The 18,585-nt window shown below is 68.4% G+C and carries 20 protein-coding genes and 1 pseudogene; 8 read left to right on the forward strand and 13 right to left on the reverse strand.

All coding sequences use genetic code 11. The features are described 5' to 3' along the window. Nucleotides 1-26 precede the first annotated feature (26 nt). A complete protein-coding gene (locus ACPUER_RS09640; protein ID WP_175959096.1) occupies nt 27-533 on the reverse strand; it encodes a cupin domain-containing protein in 507 nt (168 codons plus the stop codon). Nucleotides 534-900: 367 nt separating this feature from the next. Next, complete coding sequence (locus tag ACPUER_RS09645) at nt 901-1,371, reverse strand: universal stress protein (protein ID WP_072436774.1); 471 nt, start codon at nt 1,369-1,371, stop codon at nt 901-903. A 320-nt stretch (nt 1,372-1,691) separates the two neighbouring features. On the opposite strand from ACPUER_RS09645, the gene ACPUER_RS09650 reads away from it, so the two are divergent. Together ACPUER_RS09650 and ACPUER_RS09655 are read left to right on the forward strand one after the other, a co-directional pair. Further along, nucleotides 1,692-3,806 carry a PAS domain S-box protein gene (locus ACPUER_RS09650; protein WP_425130954.1) on the forward strand — a complete coding sequence of 705 codons (2,115 nt, stop codon included), beginning with the start codon at nt 1,692-1,694 and terminating at the stop codon, nt 3,804-3,806. Then, nucleotides 3,803-4,450 (forward strand): response regulator, encoded by a 648-nt coding sequence (locus tag ACPUER_RS09655; protein ID WP_034179559.1) that lies wholly within the window; start codon nt 3,803-3,805, stop codon nt 4,448-4,450. Before ACPUER_RS09650 ends, ACPUER_RS09655 begins: the two co-directional genes overlap by 4 nt. A gap of 55 nt (nt 4,451-4,505) precedes the next feature. Here the strand turns inward: ACPUER_RS09655 and ACPUER_RS09660 are convergent, their stop codons facing one another. Further along, nucleotides 4,506-4,910, reverse strand: a complete 405-nt coding sequence (locus ACPUER_RS09660) for a lysozyme inhibitor LprI family protein (protein WP_072436772.1) — start codon at nt 4,908-4,910, stop codon at nt 4,506-4,508. Between the two features lie 342 nt (nt 4,911-5,252). Here ACPUER_RS09660 and ACPUER_RS09665 point away from each other — a divergent pair, with 342 nt between their 5' ends. The 3 genes from ACPUER_RS09665 to ACPUER_RS09675 are packed head-to-tail and all read left to right on the forward strand — an operon-like array spanning nt 5,253 to nt 7,569. Next, nucleotides 5,253-5,855, forward strand: coding sequence for a DUF1326 domain-containing protein (locus ACPUER_RS09665; protein ID WP_425130955.1), 603 nt, complete (start codon nt 5,253-5,255; stop codon nt 5,853-5,855). Between the two features lie 23 nt (nt 5,856-5,878). Continuing rightward, on the forward strand, nt 5,879-6,667 hold the full coding sequence (locus tag ACPUER_RS09670) for a DUF2182 domain-containing protein (RefSeq protein WP_175959094.1): 789 nt from the start codon (nt 5,879-5,881) through the stop codon (nt 6,665-6,667). A gap of 8 nt (nt 6,668-6,675) precedes the next feature. Then, nucleotides 6,676-7,569: a DMT family transporter gene (locus ACPUER_RS09675; RefSeq protein WP_175959093.1), complete on the forward strand. Its 894-nt coding sequence runs from the start codon at nt 6,676-6,678 to the stop codon at nt 7,567-7,569. Nucleotides 7,570-7,695: 126 nt separating this feature from the next. On the opposite strand, the gene ACPUER_RS09680 is transcribed toward ACPUER_RS09675, so the two are convergent. The 6 genes and pseudogenes from ACPUER_RS09680 to ACPUER_RS09705 all read right to left on the reverse strand — a co-directional run bounded on the left by ACPUER_RS09680 (nt 7,696) and on the right by ACPUER_RS09705 (nt 14,284). Further along, the gene (locus ACPUER_RS09680; protein ID WP_034179562.1) at nt 7,696-8,025 is read right to left on the reverse strand and encodes a DUF4148 domain-containing protein; all 330 of its coding nucleotides are present in this window, start codon (nt 8,023-8,025) and stop codon (nt 7,696-7,698) included. Between the two features lie 224 nt (nt 8,026-8,249). After that, nucleotides 8,250-8,453, reverse strand: a pseudogene (locus tag ACPUER_RS09685) (PilZ domain-containing protein); the annotation flags it as partial. A 24-nt stretch (nt 8,454-8,477) separates the two neighbouring features. Next, on the reverse strand, nt 8,478-11,057 hold the full coding sequence (locus ACPUER_RS09690; RefSeq protein ID WP_425130956.1) for a penicillin-binding protein 1A: 2,580 nt from the start codon (nt 11,055-11,057) through the stop codon (nt 8,478-8,480). Nucleotides 11,058-11,231: 174 nt separating this feature from the next. Next, entirely contained in the window at nt 11,232-12,239 is a 1,008-nt protein-coding gene (gene lhpH, locus ACPUER_RS09695) for a trans-3-hydroxy-L-proline dehydratase (protein WP_425130957.1), read from the reverse strand. Between the two features lie 64 nt (nt 12,240-12,303). Beyond that, nucleotides 12,304-13,425: a branched-chain amino acid ABC transporter substrate-binding protein gene (locus tag ACPUER_RS09700; protein WP_425130958.1), complete on the reverse strand. Its 1,122-nt coding sequence runs from the start codon at nt 13,423-13,425 to the stop codon at nt 12,304-12,306. A gap of 121 nt (nt 13,426-13,546) precedes the next feature. Then, on the reverse strand, nt 13,547-14,284 hold the full coding sequence (locus ACPUER_RS09705) for a FadR/GntR family transcriptional regulator (RefSeq protein WP_425130959.1): 738 nt from the start codon (nt 14,282-14,284) through the stop codon (nt 13,547-13,549). 265 nt (nt 14,285-14,549) lie between these two features. Here ACPUER_RS09705 and lhpI point away from each other — a divergent pair, with 265 nt between their 5' ends. The 3 genes from lhpI to ACPUER_RS09720 all read left to right on the forward strand — a co-directional run bounded on the left by lhpI (nt 14,550) and on the right by ACPUER_RS09720 (nt 16,865). Next, a complete protein-coding gene (gene lhpI, locus ACPUER_RS09710; RefSeq protein WP_310139970.1) occupies nt 14,550-15,485 on the forward strand; it encodes a bifunctional Delta(1)-pyrroline-2-carboxylate/Delta(1)-piperideine-2-carboxylate reductase in 936 nt (311 codons plus the stop codon). Between the two features lie 179 nt (nt 15,486-15,664). Next, complete coding sequence (locus tag ACPUER_RS09715) at nt 15,665-16,069, forward strand: response regulator transcription factor (RefSeq protein ID WP_175959087.1); 405 nt, start codon at nt 15,665-15,667, stop codon at nt 16,067-16,069. Between the two features lie 16 nt (nt 16,070-16,085). Continuing rightward, complete coding sequence (locus tag ACPUER_RS09720) at nt 16,086-16,865, forward strand: helix-turn-helix domain-containing protein (protein ID WP_175959086.1); 780 nt, start codon at nt 16,086-16,088, stop codon at nt 16,863-16,865. 57 nt (nt 16,866-16,922) lie between these two features. Here ACPUER_RS09720 and ACPUER_RS09725 read toward each other — a convergent pair whose 3' ends face one another. The 4 genes from ACPUER_RS09725 to ACPUER_RS09740 form a co-directional block, all read right to left on the reverse strand. Further along, nucleotides 16,923-17,273 (reverse strand): metal ABC transporter ATPase, encoded by a 351-nt coding sequence (locus tag ACPUER_RS09725; protein ID WP_175959214.1) that lies wholly within the window; start codon nt 17,271-17,273, stop codon nt 16,923-16,925. A 156-nt stretch (nt 17,274-17,429) separates the two neighbouring features. Beyond that, on the reverse strand, nt 17,430-17,669 hold the full coding sequence (locus ACPUER_RS09730; RefSeq protein ID WP_034179571.1) for a hypothetical protein: 240 nt from the start codon (nt 17,667-17,669) through the stop codon (nt 17,430-17,432). A gap of 16 nt (nt 17,670-17,685) precedes the next feature. Further along, complete coding sequence (locus ACPUER_RS09735; RefSeq protein ID WP_072436760.1) at nt 17,686-17,976, reverse strand: DUF1488 domain-containing protein; 291 nt, start codon at nt 17,974-17,976, stop codon at nt 17,686-17,688. A 131-nt stretch (nt 17,977-18,107) separates the two neighbouring features. Further along, entirely contained in the window at nt 18,108-18,506 is a 399-nt protein-coding gene (locus tag ACPUER_RS09740) for a DUF488 domain-containing protein (RefSeq protein WP_072436759.1), read from the reverse strand. Nucleotides 18,507-18,585: the final 79 nt, after the last annotated feature.

Here is an 18,585-nt window from a genome sequence, read left to right on the forward strand (position 1 = left end):
GCCGACGGCTGCACCACTTGCGACAGTTACGCGTCCGGGCGCTGCGCGAGCCTTGCGACGTGCTCCGCGTAGTCGGGAAACGCGGCTGTCAGCATGGCCGCGTCCGCCAGCTCGAATTCCGCGAACTCGAAGCCCGGTGCAACCGTGCAGCCGACCAGCGCGACGTGCTCCGGCGACGCGCAGCGCGCGCCGAACCAGCGCCCGGCCGGCACGACCGTCTGGAACACGGTGCCCGGATGCGTGAGCGGGTTGCCGAGCCGGTGGATCGTCAGCCCGTCGCGCTCGTCGAGCACCCACACCTCGAGCGGATCGCCTGCGTAGAAATGCCAGACCTCGTCGGAGCGGATCCGGTGCCACGACGAATAGGCGCCGTCGCAAAGCAGGTAGTAGATCGCGGTCGATGCGGCGCGCGGTGCGCCGTCGGCCGGACGCACGACCGAATCGGCCGCACGGTAGGTTTCGCGGAAATAGCCGCCCTCGGGGTGCGGCTGCAGGTCGAACTGGCGGATCAGGTCGGTGGCGGAAATCGGCATGGCGGATGACGTCGGCAAGGTAGGAATCCGGCATCCAGCGTACGGCCCGGTTCGTCGCGGATGCGATCGGGTGCCGCCGGATACCGCTGCGTCGATCGCCGCGGCCATGCGCGCGGCGAGGAATCGGACACGGTCGATGCTGCCAGAACTGCGGGTCGGGATGCAACCCGCGGGCGTCAATGGCGCCTATGCGTGCGCATCCGGGGCGCCCTCTCGTCCGGACGACGCATGCGTCGAACGCGACAGGCGCACTCGCGCGCGCTGCGCCGATCAGCGCGTCGCGCGTTCCATCAGGCAGACATCCGGCAAAGGCGCGCGGCAGTCTCCTGCCCGCAACCGCTCATGCGTCAGCAACGCACCGCATGCATCACGCGGTCGCCGGCGCGCCCGGCTCGCTGTGCCGCACCAGCAGCACGGGCCGGTCGGCCGTGCGCAGCAGCGATTCCGCGACGCTGCCGAGCAGCAGCCGGCGCAGCCCGTGCCGCCCGCTCGTGCCCATTACGATCAGGTCGGCGTCGGTTTCGGCCGCCGTGCGCATCAGCACCGTGGCGACATCCTCGCCGTACGCGTCGAGCGCGCGCACGGTGCCCGGCACGTGCTGCTGAGCGAGCTCCGCTTTCGCAGCGTCTAGCACCGGCGTCGCAGCGGCGGTGGCCGCCGCATCGCCGTCGCGCTCGGCTGCGAAGCCCGCGTCGACGTCGACGAGCTGCGGCCGATGCTCGACGACATACGCGCAGGTGACCTCGCCGCCGGACGCCGCCGCGATCCGGATCGCCTCGTTCAGCGCGAGACGCGCGCTCGGGCCGCCGTCGAGCCCGACGAAAATCCGCTTGTACATGGTCCGTCCCTCCGACCGGGCATGCGTCGCGCGTTGTACGACGACGGCCCGTTACCGCAAGCCGGCCCGTTGCCGGCTCGCCTGCCGAACAGTCTGCCCCACGTGCCGACGCGCTCGTTGACGCGCGTCAAGCGCGGCCGGCGCGCCCGCTGCTCCACGCCGTTTGCCGCATTTTCAGCTGACCCTATTACATAAAACGTGTAAAACGCGCACAATTTCATCTTCAAAATAGACGCTGTACGCAGCCGGTGCGAGTTTTGCCCGGTTTTGCCGCGCTGCCCGAGTGCTGCGGGCCGCCCCGACAACAGAATGGCCATCGAATGACCGCCAGTGGAACCCCGACGCGTGATTCCCGAGGGCCCACGCGCCTCCAGAGCATGTTACGCCAGCCGCTTGCGGCTGGCATCGTCGCGCTGTGCGCCGGCGCGGTGCTGTCGCTCGGCGTCGCGCTGCTGGTGCGCGAGCAGTGGCAAGGCGCCGTCCGTACGCGCTTCGAGCGCCGCACGACGCACGTGACCGCGATGCTGCGCCACGAGCTGCAGTCCGGCGTCGCCGTGCTCGAAGGCGCGCGCGGCGCATTCAGCCTCGTCCCGGAAATGACGCCCGAGCAATGGCGCCGGTATGCGGAGACGCTCGATCTCGACAGCGGCCGCTCGCCGGTGCGGCAGATCGGCTATGTGCCGCTGCCGCCCGCGACACGCAGCGCCCTCGCCGGCTCGAAACCGATGCCGGGCGGCGCGCTCGCGGCCGCGGCGCTCAGCGCGCCCCCGTCGAGTTCGCCTGTCGTGCGCTTCGGCGCGTCCGACGCAGCGCCGCTGGCGCGCGCGCTGCAAACCGGCGACATCGCGCTCGGCGTTCACCCGGCCGACGACGACACGTCCCGCGACGCGCGCACCCTCACACTGTTCCTGCCCGTGAGCGCCTCGCCGCATGCGGCCGCCACGCCGTCCGGCACGCGCGAAGCCGGCGCCGACGGGATGCTGTTCGCAGCGCTGAGCCCACGGCGCCTGGTCGAGCGCGCACTCGACGCGGAACGCGGGATCGACCTGTGGATGACCGCCGGCGGCGATCCGCGCGCGATCGCCAGCGTCGAAACGACGACCGACGAGGCATTGGCTTCGCCCGACCTGTTGCGGCGCACCGACGTGCTGAATTTCGGCGGCACCGTGCTGACGCTCGCCTATTCCGCTGACGGCCGCCCGAGCGCAACCGGCGCGCAGCGCGCGGCCGGCACCGTGCTTGCCGCCGGACTGATCGCGTCGTTCGCGTTCGCGGCGCTCGTCCATGCGCTGATGCGCGGCCGGTCCGGCGCCACGGCCGATTCCGGCGCGAACAGCCGCGGCATCCTCAACGAGGCGCGGATGATGGGCATTATCCGTTCGTCGATGGAAGCGATCATCACGATCGACGAGAAGCAAACGGTCGTGATCTTCAATCCGATGGCCGAGCAGGTGTTCGGCGTGTCCGCGATGGAGGCGATCGGCGCGCCGCTGTCGCGCTTCATCCCCGAGCGGTTCCGCGCCGCGCACGCGAGGCATGTCGACCAGTTCGGCGTGACGGGCGTTTCCGAGCGGCAGATGGGCCGCCAGCGCGTGCTGTTCGGGCTGCGCGCCAGCGGCGAGGAATTTCCGATCGAGGCGTCGATCTCGCAGATTCGCGACGCGTCGGGCAAGCTCTATACGGTGATGCTGCGCGACATCACCGAGCGGCTGCGCGCCGAGAATGCTCTGAAGCAATCACGCGAGGAATTGCGCGAACTGTCGGCGAACCTGCAGAACGTGCGTGAAGAAGAAAAGACGCGCATCGCACGCGAGCTGCACGACGACCTCGGCCAGCAGCTCACCGCGCTGAAGATGGACCTGTCGGTGGTCGAGCAGCAGTTGCGCGTGCCCGGCCGCGCGCAGCCGGACGAAGGCATGCTGTCGCACCTGCAGGGCATGCGGCGGCTGATCGACGCGACGGTCGCGTCGGTGCGGCGCATCGCGGCCGACCTTCGGCCGGTGATGCTCGACGATCTCGGCCTCGTGCCCGCGATCGAATGGCTCGCGAACGATTTCACGAACCGCTACGGGATCGATGTCGAGCGTCACATCGAAACGGGCGGCCTTACGTTCACCAGCGCGGGCGCGACCACGCTGTTCCGGATCGTCCAGGAAGCGCTGACGAACGTTGCGCGCCATGCGGATGCGACGCGCGTCGCGCTGCGGCTCGACATCGAGGACGGCTTCTGCGTGCTGCGCGTCGCGGACAACGGCCGCGGCGCGGCGCCCGGCGGCACGGTCCACGAGGACAAATCGTTCGGCCTGATCGGCATTCGCGAACGCGCGCACATGCTCGGTGGTACCGTGACGATCGACACCGCGCTCGCGCGCGGTTTCTCGATTACCGTCGCGTTACCGCTCAGTACCGTCCAACAGGAAACCCTCATCACATGATCAAGGTGCTCATCGCCGACGACCATACGCTCGTGCGCGACGGTCTGCGGCACATCCTCCAGAACGCCAGCGGATTCGAGGTGGCCGGCGAAGCCTGCGACGGCCCGTCGACGATCGCGCTCGTGCGCTCGACGCCCGCGCAGGTGCTCGTGCTCGACCTGTCGATGCCGGGCCGCAACGGCGTCGAACTGATCAAGCAGATCAAGGACGAGAAGCCCGCGCTGCGCGTGCTCGTGCTGACGATGCACGCGGAACAGCAATATGCGGTACGCGCGTTCCGCGCGGGTGCGTCAGGCTATCTGACGAAGGAAAGCGCGAGCGCCGAATTGGTCGGCGCGGTCACGAAGGTGGCGTCGGGCGGCGTCTACGTGAGCCTCGCGATGGCCGAGCAGTTCGCGCAGAGCCTGAACGAGCCGGCCGAGACGCTGCCGCACCAGCGGCTGTCCGATCGCGAATTCGACGTGTTCCGACGGATCGCCGCCGGCCAGACGCTGACCGAGATCGCGCACGCGCTGTGCGTGAGCGCGAAGACGGTCAGCACCTACAAGACGCGAATCCTGGAAAAGATGCAGATGCCGCACGAAGCGGCGCTGGTGCGTTACGCAATGCGGCACAAGCTGCTCGACGAAACGGACGACGTGTAACGGACGACGTGTAACAGAGGATCGCGAACCGCACCGGCCGAGCCGGTGCGTGACTTTACCTGGCGGGCACCGGGCACGCGAGATCGCCTTCCTCGCAGGACAGATAGGCCTTCAGCGTTTCCGTACGCGCTTTCGTCAGATCGTCGAGGCAGGTCGATACGACCATCGGATATACACTACCGCCCTCGGCGTTCGCGCTGGAGAAACTGCACTCGGCATCGCGGTACGCGATCCACGCGCGCTGCGCATTCACGAGTTTGTCGGCAAGCGGCCGTGCATCGCGCAGGCGCGCGGTGACGGACTGGTAGGTCCGGTTCAAATCCCCGTCGGATTTCTTGTACGCGCGATCGGCACACGCCGTCATCGTCGCCTGATCCGTTGCGTCCGCACAATTCGCCTGTGCATGGGCGACGTTCGCCGCCAGTGCCAGCGAGCACAGCAGGCCGGTCAAGACACGCATGGATGCTCCTTGTTGTTCGTTGAAGTCGTGGAAGCCGGTGCGGAGCCTGACGCCCCTGCCGCGCCTCGGCGCGCGGCGACACCGTCCGCGATGCTAGCGCACGCGCGTCCGCTTGTCAGCCGGCATCATGCTCGCGCGTCGGCTTGCATATCATCCACGCGCGCCTACACTGGAAAAATTGATACGCCGCTTCAGGCCAGCGCTATCGCGTCCATCCCGTCCCGCTTCCGCGCATTTCTCAGCGCATTTCGCGTTCGTGCCGCCGAGCGGGCCTGACGTTTCGTCAGCCGATTTCCTCTGCCTTGCGCAACGCGCAATCGCCGCCGCTCTCTGGAGGAAATCATGAGCTATCACCTGGAAGGCCGTCTGCTCGAGGTCTGCAACTGTCGCGTACTGTGCCCGTGCTGGATCGGCGAGGATCCGGATTTCGGCGTGTGCGACACCATCGTCGCCTGGCATGTCGACAAGGGCACGATCGACGGCGTCGACGTCGGCGGCAACACGATCGCCGCGGTGTGCCGCGTGCCGGGCAATATCCTGGAAGGCAACTGGACGGCTGCGATCTACGTCAGCGACACGGCGTCCGACGAGCAGGAGCAGGCGCTGCTCAAGGTCTACACGGGACAGGCCGGCGGCCCGATCGCCGAACTAGCGAAACTGATCGGCAAGGTCGTGTCGATCGAGCGCGCACCGATCCGGTTCGACGTCGAAGGCGCGCGCGGCACGCTGTCGATCGGCACCGACTATCACGCGGAACTCGAGCCGTACCTGGGCCCGAGCGGCGCGCAGACGACGCTGACCGACACCGTGTTCTCGACCGTGCCCGGCGCCCCCGTGTTCGTCGGCAAGGCGCCCGTCTACCGGTCGAAGAATGCGGCGATCGGCATCGACGTCGATCTGAAGAATCACAACGCGTTGCAGAGCACGTTCCTGTTCGACGCGTGAATCGCGGCCGCACGGAAACGGCCATGGCAGCGTCGCTGCACCGGCGCCTGTTTCCGCTCGTGCTCACGAGCCTCGTTGGATTCGCGTGGGTCACGCTGTGGGCGTGGACGCGCAGTCCGTACGGGCGTTATCTCGAGCACGGCGACGGTGCCGCCTCCGAACCGTTCAGCGCACTTTGTCGCGCGCTGCCGGGCGGCGCGCTATGGCTGCCGGCCGTGCTCGACGCGGCCGCCTGGACGCTGATGATCCTTGCGATGATGCTGCCGACCACGCTGGCGCTGTTCGATGCGTTCGCGCGCGTCGTCGCGAACCGCCCCGATCAGGCGCGCCTGCTCGCGCTCGTCGGCGTCGGCTACGTCGTCGTGTGGAGCGGATTCGGCCTCGTCGCGCACGGGCTGCATGCACTGGTGCTGACGGGCGTCGCGCATGTGCCGGCGCTCGCGTGGCGCGGCTGGCTGATCGGCGCGGCCGTGTTTGCGCTCGCCGGTGCATTTCAGTTCAGTTGGCTGAAGGAACACTGCCTGGACCGGTGCCGCACCCCTTTCAGTTTCGTGATCAGCCGCTGGCGCGGCCGCACGCCGTTGCGCAACGCATTTGCGCTGGGCGCAAGCCACGGGCTCTTCTGCGTCGGGTGCTGCTGGGCGCTGATGCTGCTGATGTTCGTCGTCGGCGCCGGCAGTCTCGGCTGGATGCTGTCGCTCGCCGCGCTGATGGCCATCGAAAAGAATGCGGCGTGGGGACGGCAGCTCACGGCGCCGCTCGGCGCCGCGCTGTTCGGCGCGGCCATGCTGATCGTCGCGAACCACGCGTGAGGCCCGCGATGCGCCCGCCCGCCTCCGCATTCGCGCTGCACGTACGGCCGGGCGTGCGGGTCGCCGCGCTGACGTCCGTCGCGATGCTCGCATTCGCGTCGAATTCGCTGCTGTGCCGGCTCGCGCTGCAGGCCGGGCGGATCGACGCGGCCAGCTTCGGCAGCCTGCGCCTCGTGTCGGGCGCGCTGATGCTCGCGATCGTTGCCCGCGCGGGTGCGCGACGGCCCGCCCCGCCCGCGGACTGGCCCGCGGCGGCGATGCTGTTCGCCTATGTCGCGTGCTTCTCGTTCGCGTACCTGACCGTCAGTGCCGCAACCGGCGCGCTGATCCTGTTCGGCGCCGTGCAACTGACGATGTTCGCGGCGGGATGGCGCGCCGGCGAACGGTTCGCCCCGGCGGGCTGGGCCGGGTTCGGCGTCGCGCTCGGCGGGCTGCTGTATCTCGTGTCGCCGGGGCTCGCGGCGCCGACGCCGCAAGGCGCCGCGCTGATGACCGTCGCCGGCATTGCATGGGGCATCTATTCGATACGCGGCCGCAAGCCCGCCGATCCGGTCGCGGCGACCGCCGGCAACTTCCTGCGTGCCGCACCGCTGGCGCTCGCGTTGAGCGTCGCGCTCGCCCCCCGCATGCGCGTGACGCCGGCCGGCGTCGCGCTTGCCGTGCTTTCCGGTGCGCTCACCTCGGGCCTCGGCTACGTCGTCTGGTATGCCGCGCTGCGGCACCTCACGGCCATGCGCGCCGCGGCAATCCAGTTGTCCGTGCCGCCGATCGCCGCGTGCGGCGCCGTGCTGTTCCTGTCCGAACAGCCGACCTGGCGGCTCGCGCTCGCATCGGCCGCCATCCTCGGTGGCGTCGCGGCGGTGCTCGCGACCCGTGCTCGCCAGGCAGGCACCGCGCCGTGACCCCACGCAGGCGCACCGCGCTCGCCCCGGCATTCGTGCCTGCGGAAACGAAAAACCCGTACACGGATACCGTGCACGGGTTTCGGGGGAACCGCAAACCGGGCGCCGTTGCGGGCGCCGGCCCGCTTAGTGGCCGAAGTACACCGACGAACGATCGGCGGCGGCCGGCACGACCACGCGTTGGCCCGACTGCGACGTCGCGGCGGCATTCGCGCCGTAGCCCGTTGCGTCAGCTTGCGCGCCGGTGTTCTGCGCTGCGGCGATCTTTGCCTGTGCGGCCTGGATGTTTTCCGGGTAGTTCACCCAGTCGTTCGGGTTGTAGCCGGCCTTTTCCAGCTGGACCAGCTCGGCGCGCACTTGCGCGCGCGTCAGCGGCTGCTGGTTCGATTGGGCAAACGAGACGACCGGTGCGGCCACCAGGGCGGCCAGTGCAACTGCCTTGATCAGCGATTTCATGATGCGTTACCTCCAGGATTGTTTTGTCAGGCGCTTCGGACTCGGGGTCGTTGCGCATGGGTAGAAGTCTAGGAGGCGCGACTATCAGGGTAAATACTTAAATCGCAAATTCACTGTTGACGGAAACCGTACAATTTCGCCGGAATAGCCACAATCATCAGACGATTGTCGACATTCATGCGCCGAATGCTGCGATACAGCATCTGGCGCGCGCGGCCCACGCGTCAGCGCGATGGGTCGATGTCCGCCGAGGCCATCAGCCTGTCGAACAGCAGTGCCTTGAGGCGGACCAGATCGTCGGCGCCGGTCTCGCCGAACGCCGCGTGATGCAGCGTCAGTGCCGGCGCCGCCGGATCGGCATGCACGGCCCGCACCGTGCCGTCGAGCGCCAGCTGCTCGACGCGGTCGCCCGCCGCGTACGGCAGCATCGCTGCGAAATCTGAACGGCTTCGTTACTGCGAGGCGCCCGTCGCGTCGGGAGCGACCGGCGCGGGCGGCTGGGTCGGCGTGGCGGCCGGCGCAGCACCGATGCCCGCACTGCTGTCGCTCGTCGTACTTGCGCCCACTGCCGGCGGCTGCGCTGTCTGCGGTTGCGATGCGCCTGGCGATAATGCAGCGGCCGATGCGGCCACTTCGGACGCCGGTATCCATTCCTCGACGATGCCGCCGGACGCCGCTTCGGGCGCCGATGCCGCCGACGCGGCCGATGCCGCGCCTTCGTCGGCCTCCGATGAAGGCTCCATGCGCTGCGTCCTGACCGGCGCGGGCGCCTTCGTCGGCTCGGGCCTGAACCACGTGTCGAACAGATCCGTCGCACGCTCGCGCAGCGACGCGAACCAGCCGGGCGACGGCTCGGTATCGAATTTCGCCTTCGTGTCGACGATCCGGGCGCGCTGCGCGCGCTGAAAGAAATCGCCGACGATCGGCAGCGCACTGTGCGCGCCCTGCCCCCAGTAATCGCTGCGCAGCGTCACGCGGCCGTCGTCGAAACCGACCCACGCACCGGCGACGAGGCCGGGCTGCATCAGGATGAACCAGCCATCCGCGTTGTCCTGCGTCGTGCCCGTCTTGCCGGCTACATCGCCGCGAATGCCGAAGCGCGTGCGGATGCTGCCGCCCGTGCCGCGCGTCACGACATCTCGCATCACGTCGAGCAGCGTCTTGTCGGTTTCGGCGTCGAGCGCGCGCTCGGGCGGCGCCGGCGCGTACTCGGCGAGCACGTCGCCCTGGCGGTTCTCGATGCGCGTCACCATCTGCGGTTCGACATACAGCCCGCCGTTCGCGATCGTCGCGTACGACGCGACCATCTCCTTCAGCGTGACCGGGCTCGTGCCGAGCGCGAGCGACGGCACGCGTTCGAGCGGGCTTTCGCGCACGCCCATGTCGCGCGCGAGCCGCGCGACCGCCGTGGGCCCGACCTTCTCCATCACCTGCGCGGTGATCCGGTTGCGCGACAGCGCGACCGCGTCGCGCAGCGTCATCGGTTTGCCCGTCGGCGGCACGTCGTCGTTCGGCCGCCAGATCTCGCCGCCCTTCAGCGGGATCTCGACCGGCTGGTCGATGAACGTGTCGTCCGGCTTCATCCCGCCCGCGAACGCAGCGCCATAGACGAACGGCTTGAACGTCGAGCCCGGCTGGCGCCGTGCCTGCGCGACGTGGTCGAACGGCTCGTTGGTAAAGTCGCGGCTGCCGACCCATGCGCGGATCTGCCCGTCGCGCGGATCGATCGCGAGGAAGCCGGCCTGCACGTCGGTCTTCGTCTTGCACAGCGCGCGCATGAAGCCGCGGTCGGCCGCGAGCAGCTTCATCGCGGCCGCGTCGTCCTTGCCGGTGTCCTGCGCGGCCTTGTACTCGGGCGACTCGCGCATGAAGGTGCGGAACACCTCGTTGTCGGTGCCGCAGCCGTCGCGGCCGCTCCACGCGTTGTTCGCGATGCCCTGCAACTGATTACCCTGCAGCGTGAGCGCCTGCGTCGCCATCTGCTGCAGCCGCGAATCGATCGTCGTGCGCACGATCAATCCGTCCGAGTAGATGTTGTAGTCGTTGCGGTCGGCCCACGCGATCAGCCATTTGCGCAATTGCTGCGCGAAATGCGGCGCCGGCCCCGGCGGCTCCTTCTGGCGCTCGAAGTCGATGCGCAGCGGCCTGCGCTGCAACTGCGCGAACTGCGCCGTCGACAGCTTGCCGTACTTCACCATCTGGCCGAGCACCGTGTTGCGCCGCTGCAGCGCACGCTCAGGGTTCAGCACCGGGTTGTAGTAGCTGTTGCCCTTAAGCATTCCGACGAGCGTCGCGCTGTCGAGCACGTCGAGTTCGTCGGCCGACTTGTCGAAATAGGTGCGCGCGGCCATCTCGACGCCGTACGCGTTGTACAGGAACGGCACCGTGTTCAGGTAGGTCTCGAGGATCTGGTCCTTGCTGTAGACGGCCTCGATCTTCAGCGCGGTGATGGCTTCCTTCACCTTGCGCGTGAGCGTCGGCGCGCGGCCGATCTCGTCCGGATACAGGTTGCGAGCGAGCTGCTGCGTGATCGTCGAGCCGCCCTGGCGACTGCCCGAGAACGTATGGAGCGCGGCCGACGCGGTGCGTTTCCAGTCGAGGCCGTGATGCTCGTAGAAGCGATGATCCTCGGTCGCGATCAGCGCGTCGACCATGTGCGGCGAGATCTGCTTGAGCGGCACCCACTCGCGGTTCGACGGCTTGAATTCGGCCAGCAGCTTGCCGTCGGCGGACAGCACCTGTGCGGGCTGGTCGACGCGCGCCTTGCGGATGTCGCCGATGCCCGGCGTGAACGGGATCAGCACGATCACGTACAGCACGAACAGCACCGGCACGCCGGCGGCCGTGAGCAGTACGCCGCGGCGCGTGGGACGACGGAGATGCTGCCACGCGACGGCGGCGAGAGGCTTGACCCTCGCGACGGCGGCAGCCGCGACGGGTTGGGCGCGCGCAACCCAGCTGGCACAGAAGTCACGCACTGACGACACGTTTCGGCGATTCACGCGGGTGGAGCTCGGCTGAAAAGGGTGCATCGTACCAAAACTCGCGCGGCCCGCCGGCCGTGGCGGCCTTGCGCCGGCGCGCACCGCACGGCTTCGCGACCGGTCGCACGCAAAAAAGGCGCGTGCCCCCGCAACGGGAACGACGCGCCAGGCCTGGTACGACAACCGGGTAGCCGCGCGACGGCGGCCGATCTGTACCGCTGCTCAGCGCACGAGAAAACCGTAGGTCAGCGGATCGCGCTCGTCGACGATCCAGTTCGCGAAACCGCAGATATGCGCGCTGCCCTCCACTTCCGGGATCACGGCCGGGATGTCGCCGACCGTCGTCTCGCGCAGCACGCGCCCCTTGAAGATCGTGCCGACGATCGATTCGTTGACGAGCGTGTCGCCGGCCGCGAGCAGCCCGCGCTGGTACAGCTGCGCGACGCGCCCGCCGGTGCCGGAGCCGGTCGGCGAGCGGTCGACCTCGCGATCCGCGAACACGCAGCAGTTCGCCTGCGTCGAGCCCGGATGGCGCGGCGCGTTCGCGATGATCGTGCCGTAGATATGGTTGATTTCCGGAATCTCCGGATGCATGACCGGGTACTTCGCGTTCGCGGCGGCCTTCACTTCCGCACCGAAGCGGATCAGCCTTTCCACCGCCGATTCGCGCACCGGCAGGTCGAACGGCGCGCCGTCGACGTAGAAATAGAACGCGCCGCCATACGCGATGTCGCCGGTCACGGTGCCGAACGACGGCGTATCGACCGACACGTCGCGCCGCCAGATGAACGACGGCACGTTGACGAAGCGCACGGGCCCCGCATGCTCGCCGTCCCACCTGACGAAGGCCTCGATGAAGCCGCACGGCGCGTCGATGCCGACCCGCGTTTCCGGCATCGTGCGCTGCACCCAGCCGAGTTCGACCGCGGCGGTCGACAGCGCGATCACGCCGTGCCCGCAATGGTCGCTGTAGCCTTCGTTGTGCACGAAGATCACGCCGAAATCGGCGTTCGGCGACACGGGCTCGGTCAGGTAGCCGCCGTACATGTCGGCGTGGCCGCGCGGTTCGAACATCAGCGCGCGGCGGATCTCGTCGGCGTTCTCCTTGAGCCATGCGCGGCGCTGGACGATCGTGTCGCCAGGCAGGCGCGGCAGCCCGCTCGTGACGATGCGGAACGCTTCGCCGCCCGTATGGACTTCGACGGTGGAAAGGGATCGGGAAATTTTCATGTTCGGTCGAATGCGTTGAATCGAAGGACGGCGGCCGGGCCGCCGTCCGATGGCAGACTGGCCGTTACTTCGCGTACGGCTCGGGCAGGCCGTTGCGGATCACGTAGACGGACGTCGGCGCGCCCTTCAGGTCGCCGTTCGCGTCGAACGAATAGGTGCCCGCGACGCCCGCATAGTTCGACTTCGCGAGCTGCGCGATCAGCTTCGCCTTGTCGGTGGTCGTGCCGGCCTTGGCCATCGCGTCGGCGAGCAGCTTCACGCCGTCGTAGTAGTTGACGCCGTAGACCTGCGTGTCCGTGTGATAGGCGTCGTGGTACTTCTTCAGGAATTCGCGCCCGGCCGGCGTCTTCTCGAGCGCGACGCCGCCCTGCGCGCAGTAGACGATCGATGCCGCATCGCCCGCCACCTTGCCCATGTCGGCCGAGCAGATGCCGTCGCCGCCGAGCAGCTTGGCGCGCAGCCCGCGCTGCTTCATCTGCTTGGCCATCGGCGCGCCCTGCGCCGCATAGCCGCCGAAGAAGATCACGTCGGGGTTGCCGGCCTTGATCTTGGTGAGAATGCCGAAGAAATCGGTGGCCGACGAACTCGTGTATTCCTGGTCGACGATCCTGATCCCGTTCGCCTTCGCGACGTTCATGAACTGCTCGGCGACGCCCTGCCCGTACGCGGTGCGATCATCGACGACGGCCGCGGTTTTCGCATTCAGCGTCTTCGCGGCGAACGTGGCCATCGTGCCGCCGAGCTGCTCGTCGCTCGCGCCGATCCGGAAGATGTTCTTGAAGCCCTGCTTCGTGAGTGCCGGATTCGACGCAACCGGCAGGATCGGCACGCCCGCATTCGAGTACACGCGCGATGCCGGGATCGCGACGCCCGAGTTGTACGGCCCGAGCACCGCGACGACGCCCTTGTCGACGAGGTTCTGCGCGACCTGCACGCCGGCCTTCGGGTCGGCCTGGTCGTCGTCTGAAATCAGCTTGAAGGTGACGGTCTTGCCGCCAACCTTCACGCCTGCCTTGTTGAGTTCGTCGATGGCAAGACGCGCGCCGTTTTCGTTGTCCTTGCCGTTCGCGGCCTGCGGGCCCGTCAACGGCGCCGAATGACCGATCATCACGACTTCCTGCGCGTGCGCGGAAGTCAGCGCGCCGGCGGCAACAGCCACCGAGAGCGCGGTAACGAGGTGTCGCATGATGTCTCCTGATTGGTTTTGTGTGAAACCAATGTAGGACACGCGTGGTCACATCGCAAGCAATTTCAAAATAATTTTCGCGATTCTGGTCATATTTCAGACCAGAACGAAACCGGGCGCATCACTTCGGCGCGATGTCGCGCCGCACGCGGCGGATATGCTGCTCGACATAGAACGCAGCCGCATCGGCATCGCCGGACACGATCGCCTCGTAGATCAGCCGGTGTTCGGACACGTAGAGCCGGATCCGGCCCGCGTCGTAGATGCCGTCGTCCTTCAGCCGCTTCCATAGCGGCTGGTCCATCGTCTTCGCGACCTCGTCCGCGATCTTCACGATCAGCGGATCGCCGGTCATCAGCGCGAGCTGCCGGTGGAACAGCCGGTCGCTCTCGTTCCACAGCGCGCGCTGGTGCGGATCGTCGACGTCGGTGATGGTTTCCATCTGCGCGAGATAGCGCTCGGCGCCCGGATCGGCGCGGCCGTGCGAGGCAGCGAGGCGCGCGATCGCGGGTTCCAGGATCAGCCGCACGTCGAGCGTCGACGTCGGGCTGAAGTCGGCCTCGGACCCCGCACGCGTGTCGCCGCGTTCGGCGAGCACGTCGAGCGGCGACGCGACGACGTAGGTGCCCGAATTGCGCTTCGTGAACACCAGCCCTTCGTTCTGCAGCGCGCCGAGCGCCTCGCGCACGGCCGGCCGGCCGACCTGGAACAGCACCGCCAGTTCGCGCTCGGACGGCAGCCGCGATTCGGCCGCGTAGCGCCCCGCGCGAATCTCGTCGCGGATCTTCTCGGCGACCTGCTCGTAGATCTGCAGCGGCCTGAAACCGCCTTCGAGTGATTCGGGACGCGCGGACATCATCGTATGGCTCCTGCCCGGTCGCGGGCGTGGACTTGGAATGGGTTCGCACTATACCGGAGCGGCGCCGGCATCGAGACCACGGCGACCCTTCTGGACAGATATTAGAACCAAAACCGGCGCTTCGGTTTATTTTACGGGTTGCCGGTGCGACGGAAAGTGGTATAGATTCGATCCACACTGCCACCGTGTCACGGTATCCGGCAGCCCCTTGGCGGGCGCGTCATGCGCCCGTCGCCCACGCTCACCGACACCTGCGACGTACACGATGACCGCCCTTTCCCGGATTCCCGTTTTCGATGCGGCCGACACGGCCGCGCTGCTCGACTACCCGGCGCTGCTCGCCACGCTCAGGCAGGCCGTCGCCGAGTACGCGGCGGGCGAGATCGTCAGCCCCGAACGCCTGGTCGTGCCGCTGCAGGCCGGCGGCGTGATGCTGTCGATGCCGTCGAGCGCGCGCGACCTTGCCACCCACAAGCTTGTGAACGTATGCCCCGGCAACGGCGCGCGCGGGCTGCCGACGATCCTCGGCCAGGTGACCGCGTACGACGCGACCACCGGCGAGATGCGCTTCGCGCTCGACGGCCCGACGGTCACCGGCCGCCGCACGGCGGCCGTCACCGCGCTCGGCATCGACGCGCTGCATGGCGCCGCGCCGCGCGACATCCTGCTGATCGGCACGGGCAAGCAGGCGGCCAATCACGCGGAAGCGCTCGCGGCGATCTTTCCCGACGCGCGCCTTCACGTGCGCGGCACCAGCGCCGACAGCGCGGCCGCCTTCTGCGCCGCGCACCGCGCGCAGGCGCCGCGGCTCGCACCGCTCGACGGCGACGCGATTCCCGATGCGATCGACGTCGTCGTCACGCTGACGACGAGCCGCACGCCCGTCTACCGCGAAGCCGCGCGCGAAGGCCGGCTCGTGGTCGGCGTCGGCGCGTTCACTGCGGATGCGGCCGAGATCGATGCGAACACGGTGCGCGGCAGCCGGCTCGTCGTCGACGATCCGGCCGGCGCGCGTCACGAGGCCGGCGACCTGATCGTCGCGCAGGTCGACTGGCAGCACGTCGCGTCGCTCGCCGACGTGCTGGGCGGCGCGTTCGCCGTCGGCGGACCGCTGCTGTTCAAGAGCGTCGGCTGCGCCGCGTGGGATCTCGCCGCGTGCCGCACCGCACGCGATGCGCTGGACGCGCGCCTGGCCGGCTGACCCGGCAGCGAAGCCCACCGGCCGCGCGCGCGGCGCCGGTGCGGCGTTGCAACATCCGGAGCGCTCTGACACTTTTCCGCACGCGTTGTAGGAAACGCCCTACAACGCGTCGAAGCGGCCTACACCAACTTCCAATTCGGCCGATTTCATTTCCGGCGGCGCAACACGATACTGCCGGCATGAATGCCAGCTTGTCGCCCGCCCCGCTCAGGGTGTTTCTCGTCGATCACGCCGTTGCCGTCCGGCAGCGGATCGCGCTGCTCGTCGGCGCGATTCGCGGTGTCGCCGTCGTGGGCGAAGCGGAAGACGGCCAGCACGCGTTGACGCAGATCCGCGGCAGCCGGGCGGACGTCGTGATCGTCGACCTGCGGCTCGCGGACGGCAGCGGCCTCGACCTGATCGGGATGCTGTCGAAGGCCGCGCCGCGCATCGTCACGATCGTGCTGACGAATCATTCGGCGCCGGCATTCAGAGAGGCATGCGCGACGGCCGGAGCCGACTACTTCTTCGACAAGACCGTCGAATTCGACGCCGCGTGCCGTGTCATCGAATCCCTGGTGCACGCTCGCGTGCACCACCCCTGACAAGCCGGAGCGACTCATGTCCACCGCCACCGCCTGCCCCGCCGACGTACCCGTCGCGCCCCGGCCGACGACTCCGCTTCGTGCGGTCACGCGCGCCGACGCCGCCAAACATCCCGCCGCACGCTGCTCGGCCTGCGCGATGCGCTCGATGTGCCTGCCGCCGCAACTGACGGCCGCCGAATACGGCCGGCTCGACGCGATCATCTGCACGACCCGGCAGGTTCGCCAGGGCGACGCGCTGTTCCGCACCGACGATCCGTTCCAGAGCATCTATGCGGTGCGCGCGGGTTCGGTCAAGACGGTGATGATGCATCGCGACGGCCGCGAACACGTGACGGGCTTCCAGATCGCCGGCGACACGCTCGGGATGGACGGCATCGGCAGCGGCCAGCACTGCTGCGACGCGATCGCGCTCGAAGACAGCGTCGTGTGCGTCATCCCGTTCGGTGCGCTCGAAGCGGCGTGCCGCGAGATCAAGCCGATGCAGCACTTCCTCTATCAGATGCTGAGCAGCGAGATCGCGCGGAAATCGAGCCAGATGCTGCTGCTCGGCACGATGTCGGCCGAACAGCGCGTCGCGCATTTCCTGCTGAACCTGTCGTCGCGCTTCGAGGCGCGCGGCTATTCGGCGACCGAATTCAACCTGCGGATGACGCGCGAGGAAATCGGTTGTTATCTCGGGATGAAGCTGGAAACGGTCAGCCGGATGTTCTCGCGGTTCCATCGCGATGCACTGGTCGAAACGCGCGGCAAGCGCGTGCGCATCATCGACGCGCAAGCGCTCGCGCGGGTCTGACTCGGGTCGGACTGACGTACGCACCGGCATCGTCCGCGCGGCATCGCGCGCCGTGCGTCACCGAGCCGTGCCATCGGTCGCCGCGTCGCGCAGCATCACCCTGCCACCGTCCGCCTGCCACGCGATCAACGCCTGTTCGGCCTGAGCGAACGCGCGGTGCAGCGCATCGTCCACGTCATCGCCGCTGCACGGCGGCATCGGCCTGAGCGCCTCGTCATGAAACACCAGGTCTAGCCGCACGTCGTATGTGCGCGCGCCGTCGGCCGCCACGCGCGATTCGATTGCGAGGTGACAGCCGTCGATCAGCGCGCGAAACCGTTCGAGCCGCACCAGTTGCGCGCCGGCTTCGGCTTCGATCGCGGCCGAACCCGTGAATCCGAGGCAGGCGATCTGCATGCCCACGCCCATGTCGTTTCTCCTGACGGGGCCGCCCGCTCGTCGACCGCCTTGCATGCACCGCCCGCGCCGAAAGGCGGCGGTGCGTATTTCCCGTAGCGTGGCGCGAATTCTTCGATCGCTGGCCTGCCGATAAGTCTGTCCGCACCTCTGCCGGCGCGGCACCGTTCATACGTTGAATACCTGCGACGTCTTCATCTCGATCCACGTCATTCCGGCCCGCAGCCCTTCGATCATCGCCTCGCGCTCGGTCGGATACGCATGGCTGTGCTCGAACGTATGATGAAAGCGCGCGGCGCCGCTGCCGTGCTCGACCGACACGCGGCAGCGGAATTCCCCCGATTCGCACGGGCGCGTCTCGACTTCGACCGACCAGTCGCGTTCGTGAATGTTGCCCTGCAGAGTCATATGCCCTCCTGCGGTGTCAATCGCCGAGCCTGAAGTGGCCGCTGTGCAGCAGCACCGGCCGGCCGCCGATTTCCTCGAGCATCCGTCGTGCCATCGCTTCGATCGCCGGCCGGTGCGCGTCGAACGCGGCCAGCAGGTCGCGTTCGAGCAGCGACGGCGCGCCGAAATGGTCTTCCAGTGCCTCGGCCGTGACCGCGCACTGCACGCAACGTCCGTCGACCAGCGCCGAAAACGCGACGACCAGGTCGCGCGCGCAATATTCGGCCGGCTCGGGCGGGAAGGTAATGTGCATCTGTCCGCCTGTCATTGTCGTGATGACTCCATGACGAGAGCATAGTGGCGCGCGCGGCCGCCCGCTTGACCCACGTCAACCGGTTCGCTGCACCGCACGATCGCAGTGCGGTATCGTGCCGCCGCGTCGGTCCGATTCAGCTCGCTTCAGCCCGCATCGGGCTCGATCGCCGCGCCGCGCTCCGCGAGCAGCTCGCGCAGCACGCTGCGGTGGCAATGGCGCTCGTCGTCGCAGTAACAGCCGATCGAGAACGCGGTGGTCGCCGACAGCGCCGCCAGCAGGTCCAGCACCTTTGCCGGATCGCCATGCGCCATCTCCGCGCGGAAGTGGCGCTTGAACGCGTTCCATTCGGCGTCCGTTTCGGCCGCCTGCGCCTGCGCGACGAGCTCGGGGCTCGGCGACAGCGTCGGCAACCATACATCATAGTAGTTGCGCGACGCGAATTCCGCCTTCGGAACGCCGCGCGGCGGCCGCCGCACCGTCCCGATCCGCAGGCCCTCGCCGGCCGCGCGCGGCGTGCCGAGCTGGATGATCCGGATGCCCATGTCGCTCCTCTGTCCTGTGTCCGATTCCGTGATCGTACTGCCGCGCCTGGGCGCGCGTCAGCCGGGCAGCACGCATCGC

Source organism: Burkholderia sp. DN3021, from assembly GCF_049805555.1.
Lineage (GTDB): Bacteria > Pseudomonadota > Gammaproteobacteria > Burkholderiales > Burkholderiaceae > Burkholderia > Burkholderia pyrrocinia_C.

What these genes read in the sequence shown, in the direction of transcription:
- ACPUER_RS09640 (WP_175959096.1), bottom strand. Translation starts at nt 533, where the DNA reads ATGCCGATTTCCGCCACCGACCTGATCCGCCAGTTCGACCTGCAGCCG.
- ACPUER_RS09645 (WP_072436774.1), bottom strand. Translation starts at nt 1,371, where the DNA reads ATGTACAAGCGGATTTTCGTCGGGCTCGACGGCGGCCCGAGCGCGCGT.
- ACPUER_RS09650 (WP_425130954.1), top strand. Translation starts at nt 1,692, where the DNA reads ATGACCGCCAGTGGAACCCCGACGCGTGATTCCCGAGGGCCCACGCGC.
- ACPUER_RS09655 (WP_034179559.1), top strand. Translation starts at nt 3,803, where the DNA reads ATGATCAAGGTGCTCATCGCCGACGACCATACGCTCGTGCGCGACGGT.
- ACPUER_RS09660 (WP_072436772.1), bottom strand. Translation starts at nt 4,910, where the DNA reads ATGCGTGTCTTGACCGGCCTGCTGTGCTCGCTGGCACTGGCGGCGAAC.
- ACPUER_RS09665 (WP_425130955.1), top strand. Translation starts at nt 5,253, where the DNA reads ATGAGCTATCACCTGGAAGGCCGTCTGCTCGAGGTCTGCAACTGTCGC.
- ACPUER_RS09670 (WP_175959094.1), top strand. Translation starts at nt 5,879, where the DNA reads ATGGCAGCGTCGCTGCACCGGCGCCTGTTTCCGCTCGTGCTCACGAGC.
- ACPUER_RS09675 (WP_175959093.1), top strand. Translation starts at nt 6,676, where the DNA reads ATGCGCCCGCCCGCCTCCGCATTCGCGCTGCACGTACGGCCGGGCGTG.
- ACPUER_RS09680 (WP_034179562.1), bottom strand. Translation starts at nt 8,025, where the DNA reads ATGAAATCGCTGATCAAGGCAGTTGCACTGGCCGCCCTGGTGGCCGCA.
- ACPUER_RS09690 (WP_425130956.1), bottom strand. Translation starts at nt 11,057, where the DNA reads ATGCACCCTTTTCAGCCGAGCTCCACCCGCGTGAATCGCCGAAACGTG.
- lhpH (WP_425130957.1), bottom strand. Translation starts at nt 12,239, where the DNA reads ATGAAAATTTCCCGATCCCTTTCCACCGTCGAAGTCCATACGGGCGGC.
- ACPUER_RS09700 (WP_425130958.1), bottom strand. Translation starts at nt 13,425, where the DNA reads ATGCGACACCTCGTTACCGCGCTCTCGGTGGCTGTTGCCGCCGGCGCG.
- ACPUER_RS09705 (WP_425130959.1), bottom strand. Translation starts at nt 14,284, where the DNA reads ATGATGTCCGCGCGTCCCGAATCACTCGAAGGCGGTTTCAGGCCGCTG.
- lhpI (WP_310139970.1), top strand. Translation starts at nt 14,550, where the DNA reads ATGACCGCCCTTTCCCGGATTCCCGTTTTCGATGCGGCCGACACGGCC.
- ACPUER_RS09715 (WP_175959087.1), top strand. Translation starts at nt 15,665, where the DNA reads ATGAATGCCAGCTTGTCGCCCGCCCCGCTCAGGGTGTTTCTCGTCGAT.
- ACPUER_RS09720 (WP_175959086.1), top strand. Translation starts at nt 16,086, where the DNA reads ATGTCCACCGCCACCGCCTGCCCCGCCGACGTACCCGTCGCGCCCCGG.
- ACPUER_RS09725 (WP_175959214.1), bottom strand. Translation starts at nt 17,273, where the DNA reads ATGGGCGTGGGCATGCAGATCGCCTGCCTCGGATTCACGGGTTCGGCC.
- ACPUER_RS09730 (WP_034179571.1), bottom strand. Translation starts at nt 17,669, where the DNA reads ATGACTCTGCAGGGCAACATTCACGAACGCGACTGGTCGGTCGAAGTC.
- ACPUER_RS09735 (WP_072436760.1), bottom strand. Translation starts at nt 17,976, where the DNA reads ATGACAGGCGGACAGATGCACATTACCTTCCCGCCCGAGCCGGCCGAA.
- ACPUER_RS09740 (WP_072436759.1), bottom strand. Translation starts at nt 18,506, where the DNA reads ATGGGCATCCGGATCATCCAGCTCGGCACGCCGCGCGCGGCCGGCGAG.